General features: G+C 67.0%; 21 protein-coding genes and 1 pseudogene. 16 read left to right on the top strand and 6 right to left on the bottom strand.

The features are described 5' to 3' along the window. Positions 1-107 precede the first annotated feature (107 nt). The 4 genes from AC1DKV_RS11010 (at position 108) to AC1DKV_RS11025 (ending at position 4,231) form a co-directional block, all read left to right on the top strand. Positions 108-908, top strand: coding sequence for an alpha/beta hydrolase family protein (locus tag AC1DKV_RS11010; RefSeq protein WP_441620222.1), 801 nt, complete (start codon positions 108-110; stop codon positions 906-908). Between the two features lie 103 nt (positions 909-1,011). Continuing rightward, positions 1,012-1,797, top strand: coding sequence for an SDR family NAD(P)-dependent oxidoreductase (locus AC1DKV_RS11015; RefSeq protein ID WP_441620220.1), 786 nt, complete (start codon positions 1,012-1,014; stop codon positions 1,795-1,797). 363 nt (positions 1,798-2,160) lie between these two features. After that, a complete protein-coding gene (locus AC1DKV_RS11020) occupies positions 2,161-3,114 on the top strand; it encodes a 2-hydroxyacid dehydrogenase (protein ID WP_441620218.1) in 954 nt (317 codons plus the stop codon). Between the two features lie 157 nt (positions 3,115-3,271). Beyond that, entirely contained in the window at positions 3,272-4,231 is a 960-nt protein-coding gene (locus AC1DKV_RS11025; protein WP_441620216.1) for a Bug family tripartite tricarboxylate transporter substrate binding protein, read from the top strand. A 46-nt stretch (positions 4,232-4,277) separates the two neighbouring features. Here the strand turns inward: AC1DKV_RS11025 and AC1DKV_RS11030 are convergent, their stop codons facing one another. Genes AC1DKV_RS11030 through AC1DKV_RS11040 form a run of 3 tightly spaced genes read right to left on the bottom strand, consistent with a single transcriptional unit; the run spans position 4,278 to position 7,972 of the window. Further along, a complete protein-coding gene (locus tag AC1DKV_RS11030; RefSeq protein WP_441620214.1) occupies positions 4,278-5,270 on the bottom strand; it encodes an FAD binding domain-containing protein in 993 nt (330 codons plus the stop codon). Between the two features lies 1 nt (position 5,271). Next, a complete protein-coding gene (locus tag AC1DKV_RS11035; RefSeq protein WP_441620212.1) occupies positions 5,272-5,748 on the bottom strand; it encodes a (2Fe-2S)-binding protein in 477 nt (158 codons plus the stop codon). A 19-nt stretch (positions 5,749-5,767) separates the two neighbouring features. Continuing rightward, positions 5,768-7,972 carry a xanthine dehydrogenase family protein molybdopterin-binding subunit gene (locus AC1DKV_RS11040; RefSeq protein WP_441620210.1) on the bottom strand — a complete coding sequence of 735 codons (2,205 nt, stop codon included), beginning with the start codon at positions 7,970-7,972 and terminating at the stop codon, positions 5,768-5,770. Between the two features lie 165 nt (positions 7,973-8,137). Here AC1DKV_RS11040 and AC1DKV_RS11045 point away from each other — a divergent pair, with 165 nt between their 5' ends. Then, positions 8,138-9,325, top strand: coding sequence for a hypothetical protein (locus AC1DKV_RS11045; protein WP_441620208.1), 1,188 nt, complete (start codon positions 8,138-8,140; stop codon positions 9,323-9,325). A gap of 27 nt (positions 9,326-9,352) precedes the next feature. On the opposite strand, the gene AC1DKV_RS11050 is transcribed toward AC1DKV_RS11045, so the two are convergent. Further along, complete coding sequence (locus AC1DKV_RS11050; RefSeq protein WP_441620206.1) at positions 9,353-11,383, bottom strand: S8 family serine peptidase; 2,031 nt, start codon at positions 11,381-11,383, stop codon at positions 9,353-9,355. Between the two features lie 195 nt (positions 11,384-11,578). Continuing rightward, positions 11,579-12,481 (bottom strand): LysR family transcriptional regulator, encoded by a 903-nt coding sequence (locus AC1DKV_RS11055; RefSeq protein ID WP_441620204.1) that lies wholly within the window; start codon positions 12,479-12,481, stop codon positions 11,579-11,581. A 156-nt stretch (positions 12,482-12,637) separates the two neighbouring features. On the opposite strand from AC1DKV_RS11055, the gene AC1DKV_RS11060 reads away from it, so the two are divergent. The 10 genes and pseudogenes from AC1DKV_RS11060 to AC1DKV_RS11105 all read left to right on the top strand — a co-directional run bounded on the left by AC1DKV_RS11060 (position 12,638) and on the right by AC1DKV_RS11105 (position 20,206). Beyond that, complete coding sequence (locus tag AC1DKV_RS11060; RefSeq protein WP_441620202.1) at positions 12,638-13,528, top strand: amidohydrolase family protein; 891 nt, start codon at positions 12,638-12,640, stop codon at positions 13,526-13,528. A gap of 31 nt (positions 13,529-13,559) precedes the next feature. Then, complete coding sequence (locus AC1DKV_RS11065) at positions 13,560-14,564, top strand: Bug family tripartite tricarboxylate transporter substrate binding protein (protein WP_441620201.1); 1,005 nt, start codon at positions 13,560-13,562, stop codon at positions 14,562-14,564. A gap of 46 nt (positions 14,565-14,610) precedes the next feature. Beyond that, positions 14,611-15,345 carry a transporter substrate-binding domain-containing protein gene (locus AC1DKV_RS11070; RefSeq protein WP_441620199.1) on the top strand — a complete coding sequence of 245 codons (735 nt, stop codon included), beginning with the start codon at positions 14,611-14,613 and terminating at the stop codon, positions 15,343-15,345. A 25-nt stretch (positions 15,346-15,370) separates the two neighbouring features. Continuing rightward, positions 15,371-15,586 carry a tautomerase family protein gene (locus AC1DKV_RS11075; protein ID WP_441620197.1) on the top strand — a complete coding sequence of 72 codons (216 nt, stop codon included), beginning with the start codon at positions 15,371-15,373 and terminating at the stop codon, positions 15,584-15,586. Next, positions 15,583-16,380 (top strand): 2-keto-4-pentenoate hydratase, encoded by a 798-nt coding sequence (gene mhpD, locus AC1DKV_RS11080; protein ID WP_441620195.1) that lies wholly within the window; start codon positions 15,583-15,585, stop codon positions 16,378-16,380. The genes AC1DKV_RS11075 and mhpD overlap by 4 nt, the downstream gene beginning before the upstream one ends. Continuing rightward, on the top strand, positions 16,377-17,183 hold the full coding sequence (locus AC1DKV_RS11085) for a 2-keto-4-pentenoate hydratase (RefSeq protein WP_441620193.1): 807 nt from the start codon (positions 16,377-16,379) through the stop codon (positions 17,181-17,183). The genes mhpD and AC1DKV_RS11085 overlap by 4 nt, the downstream gene beginning before the upstream one ends. A 41-nt stretch (positions 17,184-17,224) precedes the next feature. Further along, positions 17,225-17,329: pseudogene (locus AC1DKV_RS11090) on the top strand (acetaldehyde dehydrogenase (acetylating)); the annotation flags it as partial. Positions 17,330-17,533: 204 nt separating this feature from the next. Next, complete coding sequence (locus AC1DKV_RS11095) at positions 17,534-18,556, top strand: aldo/keto reductase (RefSeq protein ID WP_441620191.1); 1,023 nt, start codon at positions 17,534-17,536, stop codon at positions 18,554-18,556. A gap of 9 nt (positions 18,557-18,565) precedes the next feature. Continuing rightward, positions 18,566-19,003, top strand: a complete 438-nt coding sequence (locus AC1DKV_RS11100; RefSeq protein ID WP_441620189.1) for an SRPBCC family protein — start codon at positions 18,566-18,568, stop codon at positions 19,001-19,003. Positions 19,004-19,249: 246 nt separating this feature from the next. After that, positions 19,250-20,206, top strand: a complete 957-nt coding sequence (locus tag AC1DKV_RS11105; protein WP_441620187.1) for a LysR substrate-binding domain-containing protein — start codon at positions 19,250-19,252, stop codon at positions 20,204-20,206. 93 nt (positions 20,207-20,299) lie between these two features. Here the strand turns inward: AC1DKV_RS11105 and AC1DKV_RS11110 are convergent, their stop codons facing one another. Next, positions 20,300-21,514, bottom strand: a complete 1,215-nt coding sequence (locus AC1DKV_RS11110; protein ID WP_441620340.1) for an MFS transporter — start codon at positions 21,512-21,514, stop codon at positions 20,300-20,302. Positions 21,515-21,678: 164 nt separating this feature from the next. Between AC1DKV_RS11110 and AC1DKV_RS11115 the strand changes: the two genes are divergently transcribed. Beyond that, the gene (locus AC1DKV_RS11115; protein ID WP_441649943.1) at positions 21,679-22,602 is read left to right on the top strand and encodes a LysR family transcriptional regulator; all 924 of its coding nucleotides are present in this window, start codon (positions 21,679-21,681) and stop codon (positions 22,600-22,602) included. The last annotated feature ends 565 nt before the right edge of the window (positions 22,603-23,167 follow it).

Here is a 23,167-nt window from a genome sequence, read left to right on the forward strand (position 1 = left end):
GCGTACCCTGCCGGATGGACAAGCACGTGGTTTCGGGCAATGCTTGCGCTCGTTGTCCGCAGCCTCGGGATGCTGCCGGACCGGACGCTGATGAAACGGAATTTCCCATGCCGAAGCTAGCCACTGCCCTCCTTGCCGCGCTTCTCCTGTTCCTTTCCGGCCAGCCGGCACAGGCCGCCACCTGCACCCCCGACATCACCGAGCTGCACGTCAGCGGCGCGTCCCAGTGCCTGGTGATGCGCCGGTTCGGCTCCGATGCGCCGGAAGTGATGGTGATCTGGCTGCACGGGGACCTTTCCACGGGCGGGCCGGCCAACTACCAGTTCGCTGCCGCCGAGGCGGCAACGAAGGAACTCGGTGGCAACGTGGCGTCCATCGCCCTGGTGCGTCCGGGCTATCCGGACGGCAGCGGGAATGAGTCGACCGTCGCGTTCAGCCATAGCGGGCGCGCCGATCATTACACGCGGGAGAACGTCACCGAGGTCGGCACGGCGATCGAGCGTCTGCGCGAGCGGTTCAGGCCCCGGCTCGTGCTGGTGGTCGGCCACTCGGGCGGCGCTGCGACTGCCGCGATCCTGCTCGGGCTGAAGCCCAGGCTGATGGACGGCGCGGTGCTGGTTTCATGCCCCTGCGACACCGTGGCCTGGCGCAGCGGACGCCGCGCATGGAGCCGCAGCGAGAACCCGATGGCCTGGGCGGGCAAGGTTGACGCCGGCGCGAAGGTCGTCGCGCTGACCGGCGCCAGGGACGACAACACAGCGCCGGACCTCGCCCGCAGCTACATCGATGCGCTCGCGCAGCGCGGGATCAACGCTTCGTTCCGGCTCCTGCCGGACGACACCCACAACAGCGCGTTCCGCTCGCCCGAGGTCCTCAGGGCGCTGCAGGGCATGATCGCGGCCAGCTAGCCTGGCGATGCGAGGCTGCTTGCCGGGCAGGCCGCGGCCGCACGCCGGATAGCAAGCCCGGGTAGGATGTGGGCGGTCTCAACGGCAACAATGGAATGCAACGATGGAACTCAACCTGAAGGACAAGCTCGTCGTCGTGACGGGCGGCAGCAAAGGGATCGGACTGGCGTGCGCGCGGGCATTCGCCGGTGAAGGGGCGCGCGTCGTCATCGTCTCCAGGGATGCGGCCAATGTCGAGCGCGCGCTGGCCGGGCTCGCGCAGGAGGGCATCCAGGCCCATGGCTACGCCGCCAACCTGTCGGCGTACGAGGACGCCACGCGCGTGGTCTCGGAGATCGAAGGCGCGCATGGCCCGGTCGACGTGCTGATCAACAGCGCCGGCGCGGCGAAGCGCTACGAGCCGGAGGCGCTCGACGGCAACGCCTTGCGGGCCGGCATGGAAGACAAATACTTCCCGGTCGCCAACGCGCAGGAGGCGGTGCTGGCCCATATGCGGCCGCGCGGCAGCGGCGTGATCGTCAACATCATCGGTTCCGGCGGCAAGATGCCGACGTCCACCCATATCTCCGGCGGCGCGGCGAACGCTGCCTTGATGTTGTCCACGGTCGGCCATGCGGCGCACTACGCCGCGCTGGGCATCCGGATCAACGCGATCAACCCGGGCTACACCCTGACCGGGCGAGTCGAGCAATCGCTGGCGCTGGAAGCCAAGCGGCTGGATATCAGCCGGGACGAAGCGTTTGCCCGCGGATCTGCGGAGGTGCCGCTGGGCCGCTATGGCCGTCCGGAGGAAGTCGCCGATGCCGCGTTGTTCCTGGCCAGCGACCGCGCCAGCTACATCGTCGGCGCGATCCTGTCGGTCAACGGCGGCCGCAATCCGGTCATCTGAGCCTGTGCCAGCGAGCCCGCCCGGCTGTGCCGCGGCGGGCGGTTCCGGGGGTTTGAACGCGCTTCTCCATGGGGAGGGCGGGGTTGGCGTCACGAAAGGAGGTAATTCCGCCTCATGTTATATGACATCACATAATAACGAGCCAGATTTGGGTCGAGCCTCCGGTGGAACCGATTTCAGCTCTCAGGTGGATGGTGCGTAATATTTCAGTTTGATTCCCCCGTGAATTTCAAAATTAAAGGCCTGTATAGCCACTTTAAACGCCGATAGTTGGTAGCGATTCAATAGATCTTGACTGTCTTCATCCACTGCACTAGCCTTCATGTCATAAGACAACTGATGACGATAACGACGAGACACCGCATGAAGGCCAACATCCTGCAGTTGAATCCGATCCTGATTCCCGAGATCAATGACAAGCTGGGCACGCTCTACACCGTGCACCGGCTGTTCGAGCAGGGCGACAAGGACGCCTACCTGCGCGAACACGGCGCCTCGATCCGCGCGGTCATCACCGGCGGCCACACCGGCATCGGCAGGGCGATGATGGAGCAGTTGCCTGCGCTCGAGGTGGTGGCGGTCAACGGCGTCGGCACCGATGCGGTGGACCTGGCATATGCCCGCGCGCGCGGCCTCCCGGTGACAGGCACCTTCGGCGCGCTGACCGAGGACGTCGCCGATCTCGCCGTCGGGCTGCTGATCGCCACCTGCCGGGGCATATGCCCGGGCGACCGGTTCATCCGCAACGGCGACTGGGTGCGCAATCCACAGCCGAGCGCGATTCCGCTGGCGCGCCGCGTCAGCGGCATGCGCGTCGGCATCGTCGGCATGGGCCGGGTGGGCCGCGCCATCGCCACCCGCCTGGCGGCGTTCGGCTGCCCCATCGCCTACACCGACCTCAAGGCGATGGCGGATGTGCCCTACACCTTCGTGCCGGACCTCGTGCAATTGGCCGCGAAGAGTGACGCGCTGGTGCTCGCCGCCGCCGCGGACAAGGCCGAGGGCATCGTCGACGCGGCGGTGCTCGACGCGCTGGGCACGGGCGGCTACCTGATCAACATCGCACGCGGCCGGCTGGTCAAGGAAGACGACCTCGTCGCGGCGCTGACGTCCGGGCGCATCGCCGGTGCCGGCCTGGATGTGTTCGTCGACGAACCGAACGTGCCCGAAGCGCTGCTGGGGCTGGACAACGTCACGCTCCAGGCGCATCGCGCCAGCGCCACGCACCAGACGCGCACGGCCATGGGAGAGATGGTCCTGGCCAGCATCGCGCAGGCGCTCGCCGGCCAGCGGCCGGAGTTCAGCCTGACTACCTGACCGGCCGACGCCCCGGCAAAAACCGGCACGGTCGGCAAAACAGGTAAAGCAGCCATAACAGGCAAAATCGAGAGAACAGGAAACACCGGCAACGCCGGCAACATCGGCAATATCGGCAATATCGGCAAGATCAAAAAACAGATATCAGGAGACAGTAATGCGAATCACCCATCTGGCGGCGGCCGCCGTCACCATGCTTGCGGCCGGCCTGGCCGGCGCGCAATCTTATCCGTCGAAACCGATCACCATCGTGATCGGCTCCAGCCCCGGCAGCACCACGGACGGCCTGGCCCGCGCCATGGGCGCCCAGATCACCAAGGAGACGGGGCAGGCGGTGGTGGTCGACAGCCGTCCCGGCGCGTTCGGGGGCATCGCGGCCCAGCTGGTCGCGCGCTCGGCTCCGGACGGCTACACGCTGTTCATGACCACCAACACCACGCAGGCCGCGAACCCGCACCTGGTCAAGAATCTTCCCTACAACCCCATCAAGGATTTCGCGCCGATCGGCCAGGTAGTGCAGGGCTACATGCTGATGGTCGTGAACCCCGGCGTGAAGGCCAGGACCGTGCCTGAGTTCATCGCGCTGGCGAAGAAGGAGCCCGGCAAGATGACGTTCGGCTCGGGGTCGTCGTCGGCGCGCGTCGCCACCGAGCAGTTCGAGCACATGACGGGGACGAAGCTGACCTATGTCCCGTACAAGGCCAATCCGCCCGCCGTGATCGATCTCGTGGCGGGACAGACCGACGTGATGATCGTCGACCTGACCACCAGCCTGCCGCAGGTCAAGGCCGGCAAGCTGCGCGCGCTCGGCGTCAGCAGCCCGCACCGCTCGCAGCTGCTGCCCAACGTGCCCACCATCGCCGAACAGGGCGTGGCCGGCTATGACTTCGGCTACTGGAATGCGCTCTACGCGCCCGCAGGCACGCCGGCGCCGGTCATCAACCGCCTCAACGAGCTGATGCGCAAGGCCATGGCCACCGAATCGATCCGTCACTACGTGGCGGACAACGGCATGGAGGTCAAGGTGTCCTCGCCGGAGGAGCTCGCGAAGTTCCAGCTCGCGGAGCTGGAGCGCTGGGGCAAGATCATCAAGGTCGCCGGTATCGAGCCAGAATAAGGCGCGCTCCGTGCGGCATGCGGCTGGACGGCGCGCCTCGCGTCGCTCAGGGCACCGCCGCCGCGTTCCTGAGCGCGCGCTCCACGGCCCGGATGGCGATCAGGCGCTTGGTGGCATCGGCGCTCTGTGGCGCAAGCGTCAGCATGGCCGCCGAGAGGGCGTCGTGGAAGCCCGCGGCGTCGAGCCGCTTGCCGGCGATGGCCGCCTCCACCGTGGTGAGCCGCCATGGCCGGTGGGCTACCCCGCCCAGGGCTATCCTTGCCTGCGTGATCTTCTGGTTCTGGAGCGCCACGGCGGCCGCCACGCAGACCAGCGCCGACTGGTAGGCTGCGCGGTCGCGCACCTTGAGGTAGATGCTGCGTCTGGCCAGCGCGCTGCGCGGAACGACGATTCTCATCAGCAGCTCTCCCGGCTTCATGTTGTTGTCGCGCTGGGGCGTGGTGCCGGGCAGGCGGAGAAAATCCGCCGCCGCCAGCGTGCGCTCGCCGCTCGCGCCGCGCAGCACGACCTGCGCGTCCAGCGCGGCCAGGGCGACCGCCAGGTCGGACGGGTGAGTGGCGATGCATTGGCTGCTGCGGCCGAACAGCGCGAACGCGCGGGTGGCGCCCGCGGCGAGCGCGGCGCAGCCGCTGCCGGGTGTGCGCTTGTTGCAGGCCGCATCGACGGCACCGTTGCGGAAGTAGACGCAGCGCGTACGCTGCAGCAGGTTGCCGCCCAGCGTGCCGGCGTTGCGGGTCTGCGGCGAGCCGCTTTGTTCCAGCGCCATGGCGATCGCCGGGCACTCGCGCACCACGTCGGCGTGGGCTGCCACGTCGCTCATGCGCGTCAGCGCGCCAAGCACCAGATCGGTGGCGGTGAGCTCGATCTGGCCGAGCTCGGCAATGCCGCTCAGATCGACCAGCGTGCCGGGTGCGCAGACGCCTTCGCGCATCAGGTTCAGCAACTCCACGCCGCCGGCGATGCACATGGCGTCGCCCGCCGCGATCGCCGTCAGGGCGTCCGCGACGCTGGTGGCGCGTACCCACGCGAACGCGCGCACGTCAGGTCCCGCCGTCGCGGGCGTAGGCCAGTACCGCCGCCACGATATTCGGATAGGCGCCGCAGCGGCACAGGTTGCCGCACATCCAGGTGCGCACTTCGTCTTCGGTGCCGGCATGGCCTTCGGTTACACAGGCCAGCGCCGACATGACCTGGCCGGCGGTGCAGTAGCCGCACTGGAAGGCATCCTGCTTGACGAACGCGCGCTGCAGGGCGTGCAGCTTCGTCGCCGATGGCGCCACGCCCTCGATGGTCTTGACGGCATGCCCGTCCGCCATCACCGCCAGCATCAGGCAGCCGAGCACGCGCCGTCCGTCCACATGCACGGTGCAACTGCCGCACTCGCCACGGTTGCAGCCTACCTTGGTGCCGTACAGCCCCAGGGTATCGCGCAGCGTGTCGGCGAGGGTGGCGCGGGTATCGACGCTGAGCTCGTGCGGAGCGCCGTTGACAGTCAGGTGGATCGTGGCGATAGCCATGGCGTGCCTCTCCAGCGCTTCAGTTCAGCAGGTCGTCGATGCGGATCGGCAGGCGGCGCACGCGCACGCCGGTGGCATGGTAGACCGCGTTGGCGATACCCGCGGCCAGGCCGACGATGCCCAGCTCGCCCACGCCCTTGCTGCCCAGCGGATTTGCCTTGTCGTCCACCTCCTTGACCAGCAGCACGTCGATCTGCGGCACGTCGGCGCAGGTGGGAAGCAGGTAAGACAACAGGCTGGCATTGACAAAGCCGCCCGCAACCGAATCGGCCGGCGAGTCTTCCAGCAGCGCCATGCCGATGCCGCCGACGATGCCACCGGCCAGCTGGCTCCTGACCAGCATCGGATTGACTACCTGCCCGACGCCGAACGCGCTGACGACCCGGCTCACGCGCGGCACCGGCAGCCCGGGGTCCACCACGACCTCGACGAAATGCGCACCGAAGGACAGCATCGGCCCCGGCGGCGTAGCCGGTGGCGCGGCATTCGCGGCGGCCTCCAGCGTGGCCCCGCCACTGGCCGCGATGATGGCTTCGAGCGCGACGCCGCTCTGGGGCGTGGCCTTCAGGAACGCGCGGCCGTCGGCTGTGTCCATGTCGGCCGGGGCTGCGCCTGACAACACGGTGCCCGCTTGCGCAGAGGCGGCGGCCAGCAGCTTGCCCTGCAGGTCACGGCTGGCCGCCAGCACGGCTGACCCGACGCTGGCCAGCGTGCGCGATCCGCCCGAGACGGTGGTCTTCGGTAGCACCGTATCGCCGATCTCCACGCGCACGCGCGCCAGCGCCACGCCCACGCCGTCGGCCGCGATCTGCGCCAGCGCGGTGCAGATGCCGCCGCCCATCTCGTGCGTGCCGCTCTTGACCGTGACCGTGCCGGTGCCATCGATGCCCACGCTGGCGGAGGCGGCCGAACGGTTGACCGGATAGGCGGCGCTCGCCATGCCCCAGCCGATGCGCTGCCCCTGCGCATCGTGCATCGATCCCGGCGCGCTGGTGCGTGCCGACCAGCCGAAGCGCTGCGCGGCCATCTCATAGCATTGGCGCAGGCTGTTCGAGGTCCATGCCGCGCCCGAGACCGGGTCGGTGCTGGCGAAATTCTTCACCCGCAGCGCCACGGGGTCGATGCCAACCGCCACCGCGAGTTCGTCCATGGCCGACTCCAGCGCAAAGAAGCCGGTCGCTTCGCCGGGGGCGCGCATGGTGGTGGGCGTGGGCAGATCCAGCCGGACCAGCGCGCGGCTGACCTGGCCGGTGGGGCAGCGGTAGATCATGCGCGTGCGCGAAGTGGCCGGCTCGACAAAGTCGTCGTTCATCGAGGTGGTGGTCTTGGCGGCATGCGTGAGCGCCTTCAGCGTGCCGTCGCTGGCCGCCTGCAAGGTCAGGTGCTGCTCGGTATGGGGGCGGTGCCCGACCATCGAGAACATCTGGTTGCGCGAGAGCGCCAGCACCACCGGCTTGCCTACCATCTTCGCGGCAACGGCGGCCAGCAGCACATGCGGCCATGTGAGCCGCTTCGAGCCGAACGAGCCGCCGACGAATTTCGATTGCACGCGGACCTTGGCCACCGGCATGCCGAAACAGGCCGCCACCATGGCCTGCACGCCGCGTATCCACTGCGAGCCATCGTGCAGCGTCAGCGCGGCTCCGTTCCATGCGGCAACCACGGCGGGGCGCTCCATCGGGTTGTGGTGCTCGAAGGGCGTGACATAGGTCTGGTCGATGGTCACGTCGGCCGCGGCGGGGGCAGGGCCGTTGTCCGGCACATCGGCAGCCCAGCGGAAGTTGTGCAGCGGCGAGGCCGCGGGCCGGGCCACCGGCTGCGCGGCCGGCTCGAGCACTGCCGCCTTCGGCGTGTAGCGCACCTGCAGGCAGTCCGCCGCGTATTCGGCGGCCTCGCGGCTGGTGGCGACGACTACCGCAATGGCCTGGCCCAGGTGGTCGACACGGTCATCCTGCAGCGGCAGGCGGTGCTGCCCGGCGGAGTCGGGGAACGGGTCGGCCGCATGGAGCGCGAGGCAGTTCGACGAGGTGATGACTTCCAGCACGCCAGGCACCGCGCGCGCGGTGGTTTCGTCGATCGACAGGACACGCCCCTTGGCAATGGCACTGGCGCGGATGACGGCATGCACGGCATCGGCCGGCGCGGTATCCGCGGCGTATTTCGCATGCCCGGTAACCTTGGCGTGGCCATCGATGCGCGGTACTGATTTGCCGACTGACTTCATTGGCTAACCTCCCACATCCGGAAAGGACTCTAGTACATGAACCGGCCGCCTTCAATGGCGCGTTACGGTTGTGCGTTACGGTTGTGCGCTACGGTTGATGTCTGCTTTGCGGCGACATAGGCTATCTACGCCACAGCAACGCGCAGAGCGCGCAAAGGGGAAGCCATGAGCGACGAACTCGATTTCCGCAAGGAGCTGGCGCGCCAGCTGCTGTCGTCCGGCATGACGGCCGCCGATTTCGACAACCATCCCACCGTGGCGACCACGCTCGCGGCCGCGCCGGGGCTGGCCGCACACCCGCAGATCGCCTTCCCGGCCGCGCTGCGCCCGACACCGGTGCCACTGGCCACCATCCCCGATCTGAACGACCCGCTGCCCAAGGCCGACGTCGTGGTGATCACCTGGACGGTGGATGAAACCATGGCGCTCGGTGATGTGATGACGCCGGGCTTCTCGCGCGATCATTGGTATCGTTACGCGCGCAACTTCGCCCAATACCTGCCGAACATCCGTGCCCACGCGCCCGCGCGCGGCGTGATGCGCCTGGGCAGCTATTTCCCGGTGAAGATCGGCAGCAAGCGCGTGCTGTGCATGAAGTCGGAACTCCACCTCAACCAGGACGGCGTCACCACGCCGCCGGCGGGCAGCCCGCACAAGGCATCCCTGCCGATCAGGGACCTGCTCCACCAGATCATCGACGAAACGCAGGCGAAGCTGGTGATCACCACGGGCACCGCGGGCGCGGTGTTCGCGCAGCACGACCTCGGCGACGTGATCGTTACGCGCGGCGCGAAATTCCGCCTCAAGCAGGAGTTCCGCGACAGCCCGTTCAACGACAAGGTCTACAAGTCGGACTGGCAGGTCAAGACCACGCACTTCGCCAAGGCCGTGGAGCTGATGGCCGGCTTCAAGGAGCAGATCGCCGAGCCGGAGTTCCTCCCGCCCACGATCAACTACGCACCGCTGGACAACCTGCCCAAGCCGGTGCGCAAGAACGATCCCGACATCAAGCTCGACGGCAGGGAGCTGCCGGCCTTCCATCCCATTCTCACCACCGACTACTTCGAGTTCGGCACGTCGCTCAACCACCTCGACCAGATCGGCAGCGCGGTGGAGATGGGCGATGCGGTGCTGGGCATGGTGGTGGAAGAACGCGCCGCCGCCGGCAAGTCCACGCCACACTGGCTGGTGGTGCGCAACTGCTCGGACCCACAGATCAACGGCAAGCTGCGCAACAAGCCGGCCAAGCAGAGCCTGCAGGCGATGTGGGCGGTCTACTACTACGAGGGCTTCGGCTACTGGACCAGCATGAACAGCGCGCTCGCGTGCTGGGCCGTGATTGCCGGGCTGTAGCGGCACGGGCGGGGCAGGGCGGCCCTGCTAGCCGCCCACGCGGATCACCAGCGCGTAGTTCTGCTTCGCCAGCGCAATGGCGTGGGCCACCACCGATACGGTGACGCTGCCGGCCGGGATCTGATTCCATTCCACTTGCTCCACATTGTTGACGCGGTCGAAATCCGTGGCGCCCAGGGCCATGTTGCCGTGCCACTCGCGCCCGCCCGCCACGACCACCAGGTCGAGGTCGCTCTGCAGCCCTTCGCCGGGCGGATCGGTCCATACCAGCGTGACCTTGAGCCTGCGCGCGCTGGCGGCGATGGTCACCTCGTAGTCCTCGCGCTCGCCGGTGTCGAGCCGGGTGGCTTCGTCAAAGAACTGCAGCGTCTCGTGGTCCGCGTAGGGGCCGGTCACCGCCTGCAGGTCGACCCTGCCGAAGCCCTGGTTGTTGTTCGGCACGGCCCCGGCCTCGGAAGGCGAGTATTGCCCGGCAAGCGGGCGTGCGCCGTTGATGATCAGCGCCTTGACCAGCGCCGCGCTGGGCTTGCGCAAGCGGTGACGGGTGCGCAGGAACTGCCGCACGACGGCTGCGCATCCGGCCACCAGCGGGGTGGCCATGCTGGTGCCGCCGTCGAACATGTAGAGCGGATCGCCCGACAGGCCCCAGCCTTCGGACCTGGTCGCGCGCGAGCGGGTGGACAAGATGTACGTGCCGGGCGCCACCACGTCCGGCTTGAAGCGAAGGTCCATGGTCGGGCCGCGGCTGCTGAACGCGACCATGCCTTCCGGGTTGTTGGCGAGCCGGTCCGACTTGATGGGATTGGTCGGGAAATCGGCCGGCCAGCCGGCGCCGTAGGTCATCTTCATGGCCGGGCGGTCGTTCTCGCTGGCACCGATGGTCAGGCAGTTCTTGGCGGTCCCGGGCGGCGGGACCGAAGACGGGTTGACCTGGCCGTTGGCGTCGCTGTCCGTGCCCGCATTGCCGGCGGCGAAGCAGATCAGCATGTCGCGGTTCTTGTAGACGAATTCATCGACTTCATGCGCCTGCGGATCGTACTTGCCGAAGTTGCCCTGGCTGCACCACGAGTTCGTGTGCACGCGCGCCTTGTGGGTCTTGTAGGGCGGCAGGAACAGATCGTTCAGGTCGCCGGGCAGGCCACCCAGGCCTGACTGGCTGTCCAGCACCGACTGGAGCACCAGCCTGGCGCCGGGGGCCGCGCCGCAGATGGCGCCGTCCGTGCTGGACACGCCGTCGCCAAGCACGGAGCCTGCCACGTGCGTGCCGTGCCCGTCGGGATCGTCCTTGCGCCCGGGCCGGCCCAGCGCGTACAGCGCCTTGACGCGGCCCTTGAAGGCAGGGTGCACATTGGTCGTGGAGCCTTTGTCGAAGCCGGTATCGGCCACCGCCACCACTTCGCCATCGCCGCGCAGCGCAGCGGGGTCGGCCGCGGCCGGGGCGCGCAGGATGGTGCGCGCGATATTGTTGGCCAGCCGGCGCGGGAATACTTCCTCGACGTGGCGCACCGGGTCCAGCGCCGCGACCTCCGGCAGGCGCCGGCGCTTGAGCGTCACGCGCAGCTTGTGCCCGGCCACGGTCACCGCGGATACGTCCAGGTGCGCGGCGGCGGCAACCAGCTTGTGCGCTTCGGCCACCCTGGCGTTCCGGTGCAGCACCACGTCGACCGTGACGCGCGAACTATCGAGCTCGGCCGGCGGCGCCAGCGCGGCCGCCGCCACGGCAACGCCGCCGGGCTGCGGCGCCACCCGGCGCAGCGACGGCGAGAGCTTGACCACGTTGGGATACAGGTCGGCCCAGTCGACGAACGGCAGTGCCCGCACCCTGGCGAGGCTGGTCTTCGGGAAGTAGCAAACCAGCCCGCCGCCCGGCACCGCTTCCAGGACCTCGGCGCCGGCGCGCGCCAGTTGCTGCTTCTGTGCGGCATTCATCGGGGCATGGGGCACCACGACGATGTAGTCGGTCGTGCTGGCGTTCTCGTTGGCCAGGGAGAACGCCGCCAGGGTCTCCCTGGGTGCCGACGTGTCGATCGCGATGCCGTTGATCGTGATGGAAGCCATCGTGTTTTTCCTCCCTCGTCACGCCGGTGCCGCAGGGCAAGGCCCGTCGCCGACATGCCGGCGCGCTGTCTATGCAGTTCTAGTCGCTGAGGCGCCGCTCCGTATTGAATTTTTCTTTTTTCAGCTGAAATGCAACAACACGACGACGGCCGCCGGGGCAGGGCGGGGCACGATGCCTGGCGCGTCAGGCCTGCGTCAGCGCCGCCTCAGCGGTAGCTGCGCGCCCTGTCGCGCAACGTTGAGGAATGCCTGGAGAATTTGCGATTGATCGTCGCGGCGGTACAGGCAGCTCAGTTCGATGTCCTTCAGTACACGCGACCTGAGCGGCTTATAGACCACGCCCGGCAGCCGCAGGTTCGATGCCGACTCGGTCGTCACGCAAAGCCCGAAGCCCCCGGCAACCAGGGCGACGGCGGTGACCACGTCCTCCACCTCCTGCTCGATCACCAGTCGCACGCCCTCGCTGCGAAACGCTGACATGACCTCCTGGGCCAGTCCCGGCAGCGGTGCATTGGGATAGAGGATCATCGGCTCGCTGTCGAGATCCTTCAGCGTCAGCACCGGCTTCTTGCCCAGGCGGTGGTGTTCCGGCAGCGCCACCAGCATGGTTTCGCGCAGCACGGTCTCGACCATCAGGTCCGGCTCGTTCGGTACCAGCCGATTGAACCCCACCGTGATGCGGCGCTCGCGCAGCGCTTCGATCTGTTCGGCCTTGCCCATGTTGTGCAGGCCGATCCGTACCTCCGGCCGTGCCTTGTGAAAGCGCGCCAGCAGCACCGGAATCACGTTGAGCAGGCCCGAGCCGAAGATGCCGACGTCGAGCCGGCCGATCAGGCCCCGTCCCGCGCGCTGCGCCTTTTCGCTTGCCCGCCGCGCCATGCTGAGCACATTGGGCACCTCCTCGAGCAGGGCCGTGCCGGCTTCCGTCAGTTCCACGCCCTTGGCCGTGCGCACGAACAGCGCGGCGCCGAGTTCCTCTTCGAGCGCGTGGATGTGGCGCGTCAGCGGTGGCTGGGCCATATGCAGGCGCGCAGCCGCGCGGGTGAAATTGCGCTCCTCCGCGACCGCGAGGAAGTAACGCATCTGTTTGAGATCCATGGGAGGTCCGCGTGTTGGGAGGAGATCAGGAAGGGCAATACCGGATCGGTATGGTATCGGAAAAAAATAGTATTAGACCGTATAGGGCTGACTGGCCGATGATCCACATCAGCGCAGGGGCAGAAGTCCCGCGAAGCACCAGACTGGAGACAAGCCATGCCCACCGGCCTCACCGCCGCCCCCCCGCCCTGCCAGGGGCCGGACCGCAACCTGCGCATGCCGGCGTTCCGCATGCCCCGGGGCGCCGTGGACTGCCACGCCCACGTGTTCGGCCCGCAGGCGCAGTACCCTTTTTCCGAAGAGCGCAGCTACACGCCGGAGGATTGCACTGTCGAACAATACGAGGCCTTGCTCGCCACGCTGGGCATCGACCGCTGCGTGATCGTGCACGGCGGCGCGCACGGCACGGACAACCGTGTCACGCTGGACGCCATCGCACGCATGGGAAAACGCGCACGCGGCGTTGCGGTAATCCGGCCGGGACTCGGGCGAGCCGCGCTGCAGGCAATGCACGACGGCGGCATGCGCGGCTGCCGGATCTCCACCGTCGTGCGCGGCGGCGCCCGTTTCGAACACCTGGAGGCGTTGGCGCAGGAGACCCATCCGCTCGGCTGGCATCTGGTGCTGCATCTGCACGAGTCGAAGGAGTTGTGCGACCTGGCGCCGCGCCTGATGGCATTGCCCAACCCGTTCGTCGTCGATCATCTCGGCCATGTGCTTGGCGACGAGGGCGTGCAGTCGGCGGGATTCGCTGCGCTCATGGGCCTGCTGGAGGGAGGCCGCTGCTGGGTCAAGCTCGCCAGCCTGTATCGCTCGTCGTCGCAGGCATATCCGCACCTGGACATGCTGCCGATGATCCATGCCGTGGTGCGCGCGTATCCCGACCGCGTGATCTGGGGCAGCAACTGGCCGCATCCCATCTACAAGGGGGCGATGCCCAACGATGCCGACCTCGTCGACCTGATTCCGCTCTGGGTGCCTGACGCGGACCAGCAGCGGCGCATGCTCGTGGACAATCCGGCGCGCCTGTACGGCTTTGACGACTGACCGCAGGACAAGATTCAGACAGGAGACAGAAATGCCTTTGCGCATCACCAGTACCCGCCCGGGCCGTTCGCCATGGCGGCGTCTCGCCGCCGGGCTGTTCGCCGGCACCGCCATGCTTGCCGCCGGCGCCGCCGCCGCACAGAGCTTCGACAAGCCGGTCACCATCGTCGTGCCGTTCCCGGCGGGCGGGACCACCGACATCGTCGCGCGCGCCCTGGCCGTCGGCATGGGCGACGCCCTCAAGCAAACAGTCATCGTCGACAACCGCGCGGGCGCTGGCGGCAACGTCGGCGCGGAGATCGTCGCGCATGCCAAGCCGGACGGCTACACGCTGCTGGTGACCACCGCCGGCCCGCTGAGCATCAATCAGTATCTTTACCGCCGGCTTGGCTATGACCCCGCCAAGGACTTCGCGCCCGTGGGCCTGATCGCCACCGTGCCCATCATGCTGGTGGCCAATACCGGGCAGCCTTTCAAGACGCTGCCGGAGCTGATCGCCTACGCCAAGGCGCATCCGGGCAAGCTTTCCTACGGCTCCCAGGGCAACGGCACGACCAGCCACCTCACCATGGAACTGCTCAAGAGCCGCGCCGGCATCGACCTGCTGCACGTGCCGTACCGCGGCAGCTCGCCCGCGGCCACGGATCTGATGGGCGGCAACGTGCAGGTGATGTTCGACAATTCGCCGGCAACGCTGCCGTTCGTCGAGGCCCAGCGGATGCGGGCGCTGGGCGTGGCCACGCCCGGCCGCGTGCCGGCGCTCAAGAACGTCCCGGCGATCGCCGAGACCGTGAAGGGCTTCGAGTCCATCGCCTGGTTCGCCATCGTCGCACCGGCGGGCACGCCCGCCAACGTAGTGCAGGCGCTCAATGCCGCGATGAATGCCACGCTCAAGCGGCCGGAGGTCAAGGAAAAATTCGCGGCTTCGGGCGTGGAGCTCGGCGGCGGCACCCCCGAGGTGCTGGCGCGCTTTATCAAGAGCGAGAGCGCGAAGTGGGGCACGGTCATCAAGACGGCCGGCGTGCACCTTGACTGACCCGACCCGCCCTGACCGGCCCACCCCCAGACCAGGAATGAACCTGATGACTATCGATGCTTCCGTCCTCCGGGACCTGGCGCCGCACGGCCGCGTACGTGCTGCGATCAACTTCGGCAATGCCGCGCTCGCGCAGCGCGATCCGGCCACCGGCGCGCCGGGGGGCATCTCGGTCGCCATGGCCTATGCGCTGGGCGAGCAGCTCGGACTCGAGACCGAACTCGTGCCCTACGATGCCGCGGGCAAGGTCACCGATGCCCTCGCCGACGACGCCTGGGACGTAGCCTTCCTGGCGGTCGACCCCGTGCGCGCCGACCGCCTGGCGTTCTCGCCGGCCTATGTGCAGATCGCTGCCTGCTACATGGTCCACGCCGCTTCGCCGCTGCAGCGCCCGCAGGACGTCGATGCGCCGGGCCGCAGCGTGGCCGTCGGCAAGGGGGCCGCCTACGACCTGCACCTGACGCGGACCTTGAAACAGGCGCGGATCGAGCGCCGGCCCACGGCCGCCGAGGCCTTCGCGCTGTTCGAGTCCGCGCCGCTCGACGCCGCCGCCGGCGTGCGCCGCGTGATCGAGCAATACGCGGCGACGCGGCCGCACCTGCGCGTGATGGCCGACGACTTCCTGGCGATCGACCAGGCGCTGTGCCTGCCGCGCGGCCGCGAGGCCGGTGCCGCCTGGTTGCATGACTTCGTCGAAGCCATGAAGCGCAACGGCTTCGTGGCCGACGCGCTCAAGCGCGCCGGCAAGACCGATATCGCGGTGGCGCCGCCCGCCGCCTGAATTCCACTCCATAGCGAAAACCTTCATGCCGATCGTACAGATCACCCTTATCGAAGGTCGCGACGAAGCGACCGTCAAGCGCTGCATCCAGGAGGTGGCGCGCACCGTGCACGCCACGCTCGGCGCGCCGCTGGAGAGCATCCGCGTGCTGGTCAGCCAGTTGCCCGCCACGCAGTGGAGCGTGGGCGACCGCACCAAGGACGAGATCGACGCTGCGCGCGCCGCCAGGGAGAACCCATGACACCCCAGCAACAACAAGCCGCCGCGCTTGCGCTGCGCGAGGCCGCGCGCACCGGCGAATGGATCGCTCCGCTGCGCGAGCAGTACCCGGGCATCGACGCCGAGGCAGCCTATGCGATCCAGCGCATCAACACCGAGGCACGCGTGGCTGGCGGGCATCGCATCGTCGGTCGTAAGATCGGCCTGACGGCACGCGCCGTGCAGGCGCAGCTCGGCGTGGACCGGCCCGACTTCGGCACGCTGTTCGACGACATGGGCTATGGCGATGGCGAGCCGGTTCCGGTGTCGGCGCTGCAGCAGCCGAAGATCGAAGCGGAAGTCGCCTTCGTGCTGGGCCGCGACCTTGACCTCGAGCGCGCGGGCCTGGTGGACGTGCTCGGCGCCATCGAGTACGCGTTGCCGGCGCTGGAGATCGTCGGCAGCCGCATCGACAACTGGAATATCCGGTTCGTGGACACGGTGGCCGACAACGCATCCTCGGCAGCCTACGTGCTCGGCACCACGCCGAAGACCTTGCAGGCATTCGACGCGCGCCTGTGCGGCATGGCGCTGATGCGGCGCGGCGAGCCGGTTTCGACCGGCGCGGGCGCCGCATGCCTTGGCAATCCGCTCAACGCGGTGGTCTGGCTGGCGCGCACGATGGCCGCGCTTGGCAGCCCGCTGCGCGCCGGCGATCTCGTGCTGTCCGGCGCGCTCGGCCCGATGGTGCCGGTGCAGCCCGGCGACGTGTTCGATGCCCATATCAACGGCCTGGGCAGCGTGAAGGCCGTATTCGAACCGGAGAACGCGCAATGACCTCGCTGACATCGATCCAGGATCTTGCTGCAATGCTGGACGACGCCGCCGCCGGCGCGACCGCCGTGGCGCAGTTCGATGCCGATGGCACGCTGTCGCTCGCCGACGCCTACGCGATCCAGTCGGCCGCGGTGCGTCGCCGCGAGGCGCGCGGCGAGCGGCGGGTCGGCGTGAAGATGGGCTTTACCAGCCGCGCCAAGATGATCCAGATGGGGCTGTCCGACGTGATCTGGGGCCGCCTGACCAGCGGCATGCAGGTGGAGGAGGGCGGGGCGGTCGATTTCTCGCGCTACGTGCATCCGCGCGTCGAGCCGGAGCTGGCGTTCGTGCTGAAGAAGCCCCTGGCCGGCGACGCGACCGCTGCCGAGGCGCTTGCCGCGGTGGAGGCGATCGCGCCGGCGCTCGAGATCATCGATTCGCGCTACCGGGATTTCAAGTTCACCTTGCCCGAGGTCATCGCGGACAACGCCTCGTCGAGCGGCTTCGTGATCGGCGCCTGGCACGATCCGCACCGCGATTTCGGCAACCTCGGCCTGGTGCTGTCGATCGACGGCCGGGCGGTGCAGGTGGGCTCCACGGCGGCGATTCTCGGCCATCCGCTGCGCTCGCTGGTGGCCGCGGCGCGCGTCGCCGCAGCCGCCGGCGAGCCCCTGCAGACAGGCTGGCTGGTAATGGCCGGCGGCGCCACGCAGGCCGAATGGATCCGGCCGGGGCAGTACGTCTCGGTCGATATGGAAGGGCTCGGGCATGCAGGCTTCCATGTATCGCCGCCAGAAGGAAAACAAGCAAAAACCGCAAACTGAAAGTCGCCATCATCGGGCCGGGCAATATCGGCACCGACCTGATGTTCAAGGTGATGCGCAATAGCCGGCACCTGGAAATGGGCGCGATGGTCGGCGTGGACCCGGCCTCGGATGGGCTGGCCCGCGCCAGCCGCCTTGGCATCGCCCCACCGCCGCGGGCATCGACGAAGCGCGCCGATGCATGCCGAGTGGCCGATGCAGCCCATGCGACGCCAATGTACGCGCGTCCGGCCCAGCCCGCTCGTTCATATTAAGACCTTGGGAGACTTAAGTTCTCCCTATTCCGTCTTGGACAGGCTCAACTTGCGATCCTAGACTGCCTTCACTCAACTCACTTCTGGAGAGCAGTCATGAGCATCAAAGACAAGTTGCCCGCCGGCAGCGTCCTCGGTTTCGGTACCGCCCCGCTGGGCAACATGTTCCGCGATATCCCCGAAGCCGAAGCCGCCGCCACCGTGGACGCCGCCTGGGAACACGGGATCCGCTACTTCGACACCGCGCCTTTCTACGGCGCCGGCCTGTCCGAGATCCGCCTGGGCCAGGCCCTGGCCAAGCGCAACCGCAATGACTATGTGATCAGCACCAAGGTTGGCCGCCTGATCCTGGACGAAGTCGAAGACGCCAGCGCGCGCGATCTTGGCGAAAAAGGTGGTTTGTTCGCCACCGGGCGTCCTAACAAGCTGGTCAACGACTATTCGGCCGACGCCACGTTGCGCTCGATCGACGACAGCCTGAAACGACTGGGCACCGATCGCCTCGATATCGTCTGGGTGCACGATATCGCGCAGGACTTCTATGGCGACGAATGGTTGTCCTACTTCGAGACTGCCCGCAAGGGTGCCTTCCGCGTGCTGACCCGGCTGCGCGAGGAAGGAGTCATCAAGGCCTGGGGCCTGGGCGTCAATCGCGTCGAACCGCTGGAGCTGACGCTGGACCTGGCCGAAGCGCAGCCTGATGGCTTCCTGCTCGCCGGGCGCTACTCGCTGCTGGATCACGAGCGCGCCCTGCAGCGCCTGATGGCGGCGGCCGCCGCGCAGAAGGTCGAGATCGTCGTCGGCGGCCCCTACAGCTCCGGCATCCTGGCCGGCGGCACGCATTTCGAGTACCAGAAGGCGCCGGCCGACATCGTCGCCAAAGTCGAGCGCATCAAGGCGATCGCCCGGCGCTACCAGGTCGGCATCAAGGCCGCCGCCCTGCAATTCGCACTGGCCAATCCCGCCGTCGCCGCGGTAATCCCGGGGGCGAGCCGTCCCGAGCGCATCGCCGAAGACATGGCCGCGCTGTCGGAGCCGATCCCCGCTGGCTTCTGGCGCGAAATGCGCGAGCAAGGCCTGGTCGCGCCCAATGCGCCGCTTCCCATCGATCTCGCCTGAGGAGCCAACATGGCACAAGCTTTTGCAAGCATCACGCTCGCGGTCCCGGCAGACCAGGTATGGCAACGGATCGGCGGCTTCGATTCGCTGCCGGACTGGCTGCCCTACATTCCCAGGAGCGAGTTGAGCGAGGGCGGCCGCGTGCGTCGCCTGGCCAATCCCGACGGCAATGCCATCGTCGAGCGGCTCGAGGTATTCGACAACGCGGCGCGCAGCTACACCTATTCGATCCTCGAGGCGCCGTTCCCCGTGACCGGCTATCGCTCGACGCTGCGCGTGCTGGAAATCCCAGGCGAGCAGGGCGCGCAGGTCGAATGGTCCGGCCAGTTCACGCCGGTTGGTGTGAGCGATGAGGAGGCGTCCGCCCTGTTCGGCGGTATCTACCGGGACGGCCTGAAGGCGCTCGAAGCGTCGTTTGGCAGCAGCAGCGACAGCGCTTCGTCTTGAAGGCCATCGACGGCCTAAGCCGGTACTGCGTCGGCTCCGGGCCGGGCACGTCGCGCGTGCTGTTCCGGCGCGGCGAATGATCGTCTCCCCGCCACGCCTTTCCTGGCGCGGCGGGGAAATCATTGCAAGGCATGCTTCATGCAATATGCGGAGATGAAGATCCGCAGATCGCGGCACGGTCGGGCGTTGCAAGTTGAGCCTCGACGGGACATGATCAGGAAAAAGTTAAGTCTCTAGAGGTCTGAGATGCTGGACATTCGCCAACTCCACTATTTTGTCGCCGTCGCCGAGGAAGAACACGTCGGACGGGCGGCGGAGCGGCTGCACATCTCGCAGTCGCCGCTGAGCAGGCAGATCGCGCAACTCGAGGAAAAGCTGGGGTTGACGCTGTTCGAGCGCTCCCAGCAGCGCATCCGCCTGACCACGGACGGGCGCACATTCCTGGCCGAAACGCGCGCCTTCCTCACCCATGGCAACCGGCTGGAGTCACTGGCCCGGCGCCTGGGGAAGGGGGACGAGGGCGGGCTGTGCATCGGGTATCTCGAATACGCCATGCATTCCGGCGTGCTGCCCAATGCCTTGCGCGAACTGCGGCAGACGCGCCCGAACGTGCATATCGCGCTCTACAACCATCCCTCCGCGGCGCAGATCGAAGGACTGCGCCAGCGCAGCCTGGACATCGCCCTGGTATGCGAGCCGCCGCCTCCGGACGACCCGGACCTGGAGTCCGCACAGGTGCTGAACGACCCGATGCTGCTTGCCATTCCCGAGGGACATCCGTTGGCAACGGCGCAGCGCTTCACGCCGGACGACCTCGCGGCGCAGAAGTGGATTGGCGTGATGCACAGGGAGAGTGCCCTGCGGCACGACACCTTCATTGCCGCCTGCGCCAGGGCCGGCTTTACGCCGTCCATCACCATGGAAGCCACCGAGCCGCTGGCAGCACTGGGACTGGTGGCAGCAGGCCTCGGCATGACCATGATCCAGCAGAGCCTGCGCCACCAGGCGCCGGACGGGGTGGTCCTGCACGAACTGTCGTGGTTCACCTACCGCACGCCGTTGTGGGCGGCGTGGCACAAAGTCAATCTGCGGCCCCTGGTGGAGATTTTCCGCAAGACCCTCATCAGGACGAGCGCCGAGATCACCGGTCCGGCGCACCAGCCGGCGGCCGCTCCTGAGGCAGCGTTGGCGATCGGCAAATAGCCCGCGCTTGCGGCCGCGAGCCCGGCCCCCGCCGTCTCGAATAAGGTCTTGGATGGTCCGCGACGCATCCTCGCGGACCGGCTCCGGGGCAATTCAATCTGCGCTCGCTGAGATGTTGCCCGCTTTGATCGCCGCATCGGTATTCGGGCTCCGCTGGCCGCCCCGGGCGCCGATCCAGTGTATTGCGGAAGCGATGAGTCCAAGCACGATTCCAAATGCGACGATGCCCGTCCAGCCGAAGCGAGTCATGAGCCAGCCGCTGATCACCGTACCGAGGGCGCCGCCGAAGAAGGTAGCGGTCATGTAGAGGCTGTTAATGCGGCCCTGCGCCTTCGGATCAACGGCGAAGGCGCGCGTCTGGTTGGACACAAGGCCTGACTGCACGCCAATATCGAGCACGATGACACCGATAACCAGAAGGGCAAGCGAGGAATCGGCGCCGGCGAGAAGCACGTACGCAAGCGTCACTATGCCGATACTGGCCCCAATGACGCTGCGCGACCCCAACCGGTCAGTGGCGCGACCGCCGAGTGAAGCGGCAAGTGCGCCAGCCGCGCCAATGATGCCAAAGCCGCCCGCCCAGGCACTACCAAGGTGCCACGGACCGCTTACGAGGAGCGCGGCCAGATTCACCCAAAACGCATTGAAGCAAGCCCACAACAGCGCCTGGATGATCATCGATTCCCGGATCGGGCGATTGTCCCGCGCCAGCGGCCAGAGCGACGCGAGCAGGCGTCCATAGGACAGATTCGTGGTGGGCCGACCCCGCGGCAGCAGCGATGCGGCGGCGATCCAGACCGGGATCATGAACGCCGCTTCCACGCCATAGACCGCGCGCCAGCCATAGGCCGCGCCGACCACGCCACTGATCGTGCGGCCAAGCAGGATGCCAACCATGATCCCGCTGACGACCGTCCCCACCGAGCGCCCACGCTCGCTTGGCGGCGACATGACGGCCGCGAAAGGCACGAGCTGTTGCGGCACGCAGCTGACAATGCCAAGACCAAAGGAAGCTGCGATCAGCGCCCAGACACCGGGGGCGAGCGCTGCAACCACGGCAAAGCCGAAGGCGAGCGCGATCTGGCCGAGTACCAGCTTGCGACGGTCGAAGCGGTCGCCCAGAGGCAACAGAAGCGCCAGCCCCGTTGCGAAGCCAAGCAACGCAGCGCCGGCAACGAGATCAACCGTTGTCACGTCGAGGTGCAGGTCCGACGCGATCAACGGCAAGATCGGCTGTGTGCAATAGATGTTGGTGATCACCGCGCCCGCGATGATTGCCATCATCACGATCTTGCTACGGGACGCCATCGCAGGCGCGTGCGGACTGTCGGGTGGGTTGGATGGGTTGCTCACGGCACTCTCCTTTCATTCTCGAGATACTAGGTTCGTAAGTTACCTCCTTGCATCTGAAAAGAGAATCCAGCAAAATTGAGAGTCATCCTTCCATCAATTGATAGAATCGATAGAATCAGATGAACCTTTTTGACTCCATGTCTCTGCTCATCGCGGTCGCCGATTCGGGCAGTTTGTCCGCCGCCGCGCGTCGCCTCGGCGTGCCGCTGGCAACAGTCAGCCGCAAGATTGGGGAGCTGGAGGCACATTTAAAAGTCCGTTTGCTTCACCGCACGACGCGCAAGCTTTCGCTGACGGAAGCCGGGGATTCATACGTGGCCGCCTGCAGGCGGATTCTCGAGCAAATCGGAGAGGCCGAGCGCGCTGCGACCGGTGAACATTCCTCGCCCAGGGGCGAGCTCGTCATCACGGCTCCTGTCACTTTCGGGCGCTTGCACGTCGTGCCGGTCGTTGCGGAATTTCTCGCGCAATATCCGGAGATCGACATCAACCTCGCGCTCACGGATCGCGTCGTGCATCTGATGGACGAGCACGCCGACGTGGCGGTCCGGATTGGTAAATTGCCCGATAGCACGCTCATGGCGACGCGAGTCGGAGTCGTCCGCCGGGTCGTATGTGCAAGTCCGGCATATCTGGCAACTCACGGCGTGCCGGCCGGACCGCGCGATCTCGCCGGGCATAAATGCATTACCTTCGAGGTTCTCGCGTCCATGCGCGCCTGGGTTTTTGGATTCGGCAAGTCCGAGTTATCCGTGCCCATTCATTCGCGGCTTGCAGTCAATACCGCGGAGGCGGCTATTGCAGCCGCGATACTCGGCGTTGGACTGGTACGTGTGCTGTCCTACCAGGTTGCGGATGCCATACGTAATAAGACACTTTGCATCGTGCTCGAGGAATTCGAGTCGGCGCCATTGCCAGTCAGTCTTGTGCATAAAGGACAAGCGCCGCTGCCGTTGAAGTTGCGTGCCTTCCTGGACTTCGCGACACCACGCCTGCGAACGCGCGCAGCGCAGAGTGCACCCGTCCCGCCGCCACATGACTGATGTCGGATGGGCATGGCGCCCGGCATTTCTACGACGAAGTGCCGGGCGCACTGGGTGTTGAGCGAGTCATGGACCTGGACACGCCGTCGCTCTGGGGATGCCGCTTCGCTCCTGCGTAACTTGCCGGATGCCTGCGCTGTTGCCCGTCACGAGGGCCTGCCGTAGGAAGGCGTGCCGGCGGCTTCGGGCCTCGATGCACCCTCGATGTGGCCATGGTGGCACTTTTTGGTTTTTTCCAGAAAAAACTTGCAAGCTCGGTGTGGAACCCTTAGTATTCGGTCCCCCGCAGCAGGAAATATTGCGGCGAATCAAGCAGGGAAAATGATTGCCTGGGTCGGCGAAGGTAATTAGTCGAGGTGAGCGAGGTTTTTGAAAAAAAGAAATTTCGCAAAAAACTCTTGATTTAATTACTAAGTTTCTTCATAATCTCGTTTCTCTGCTGCTGACAACAAAGCAGCGACGCGGTAAGCAAAGCGAACCGCGGCAAGTTCTTTAACAAACAAACAACCGATAAGTGTGGGCGCTTGATAGCGGATGCCCGGTGCGCAAGCATCGGAGCTTACAA

The organism is Cupriavidus sp. 05T41 (assembly GCF_056396525.1).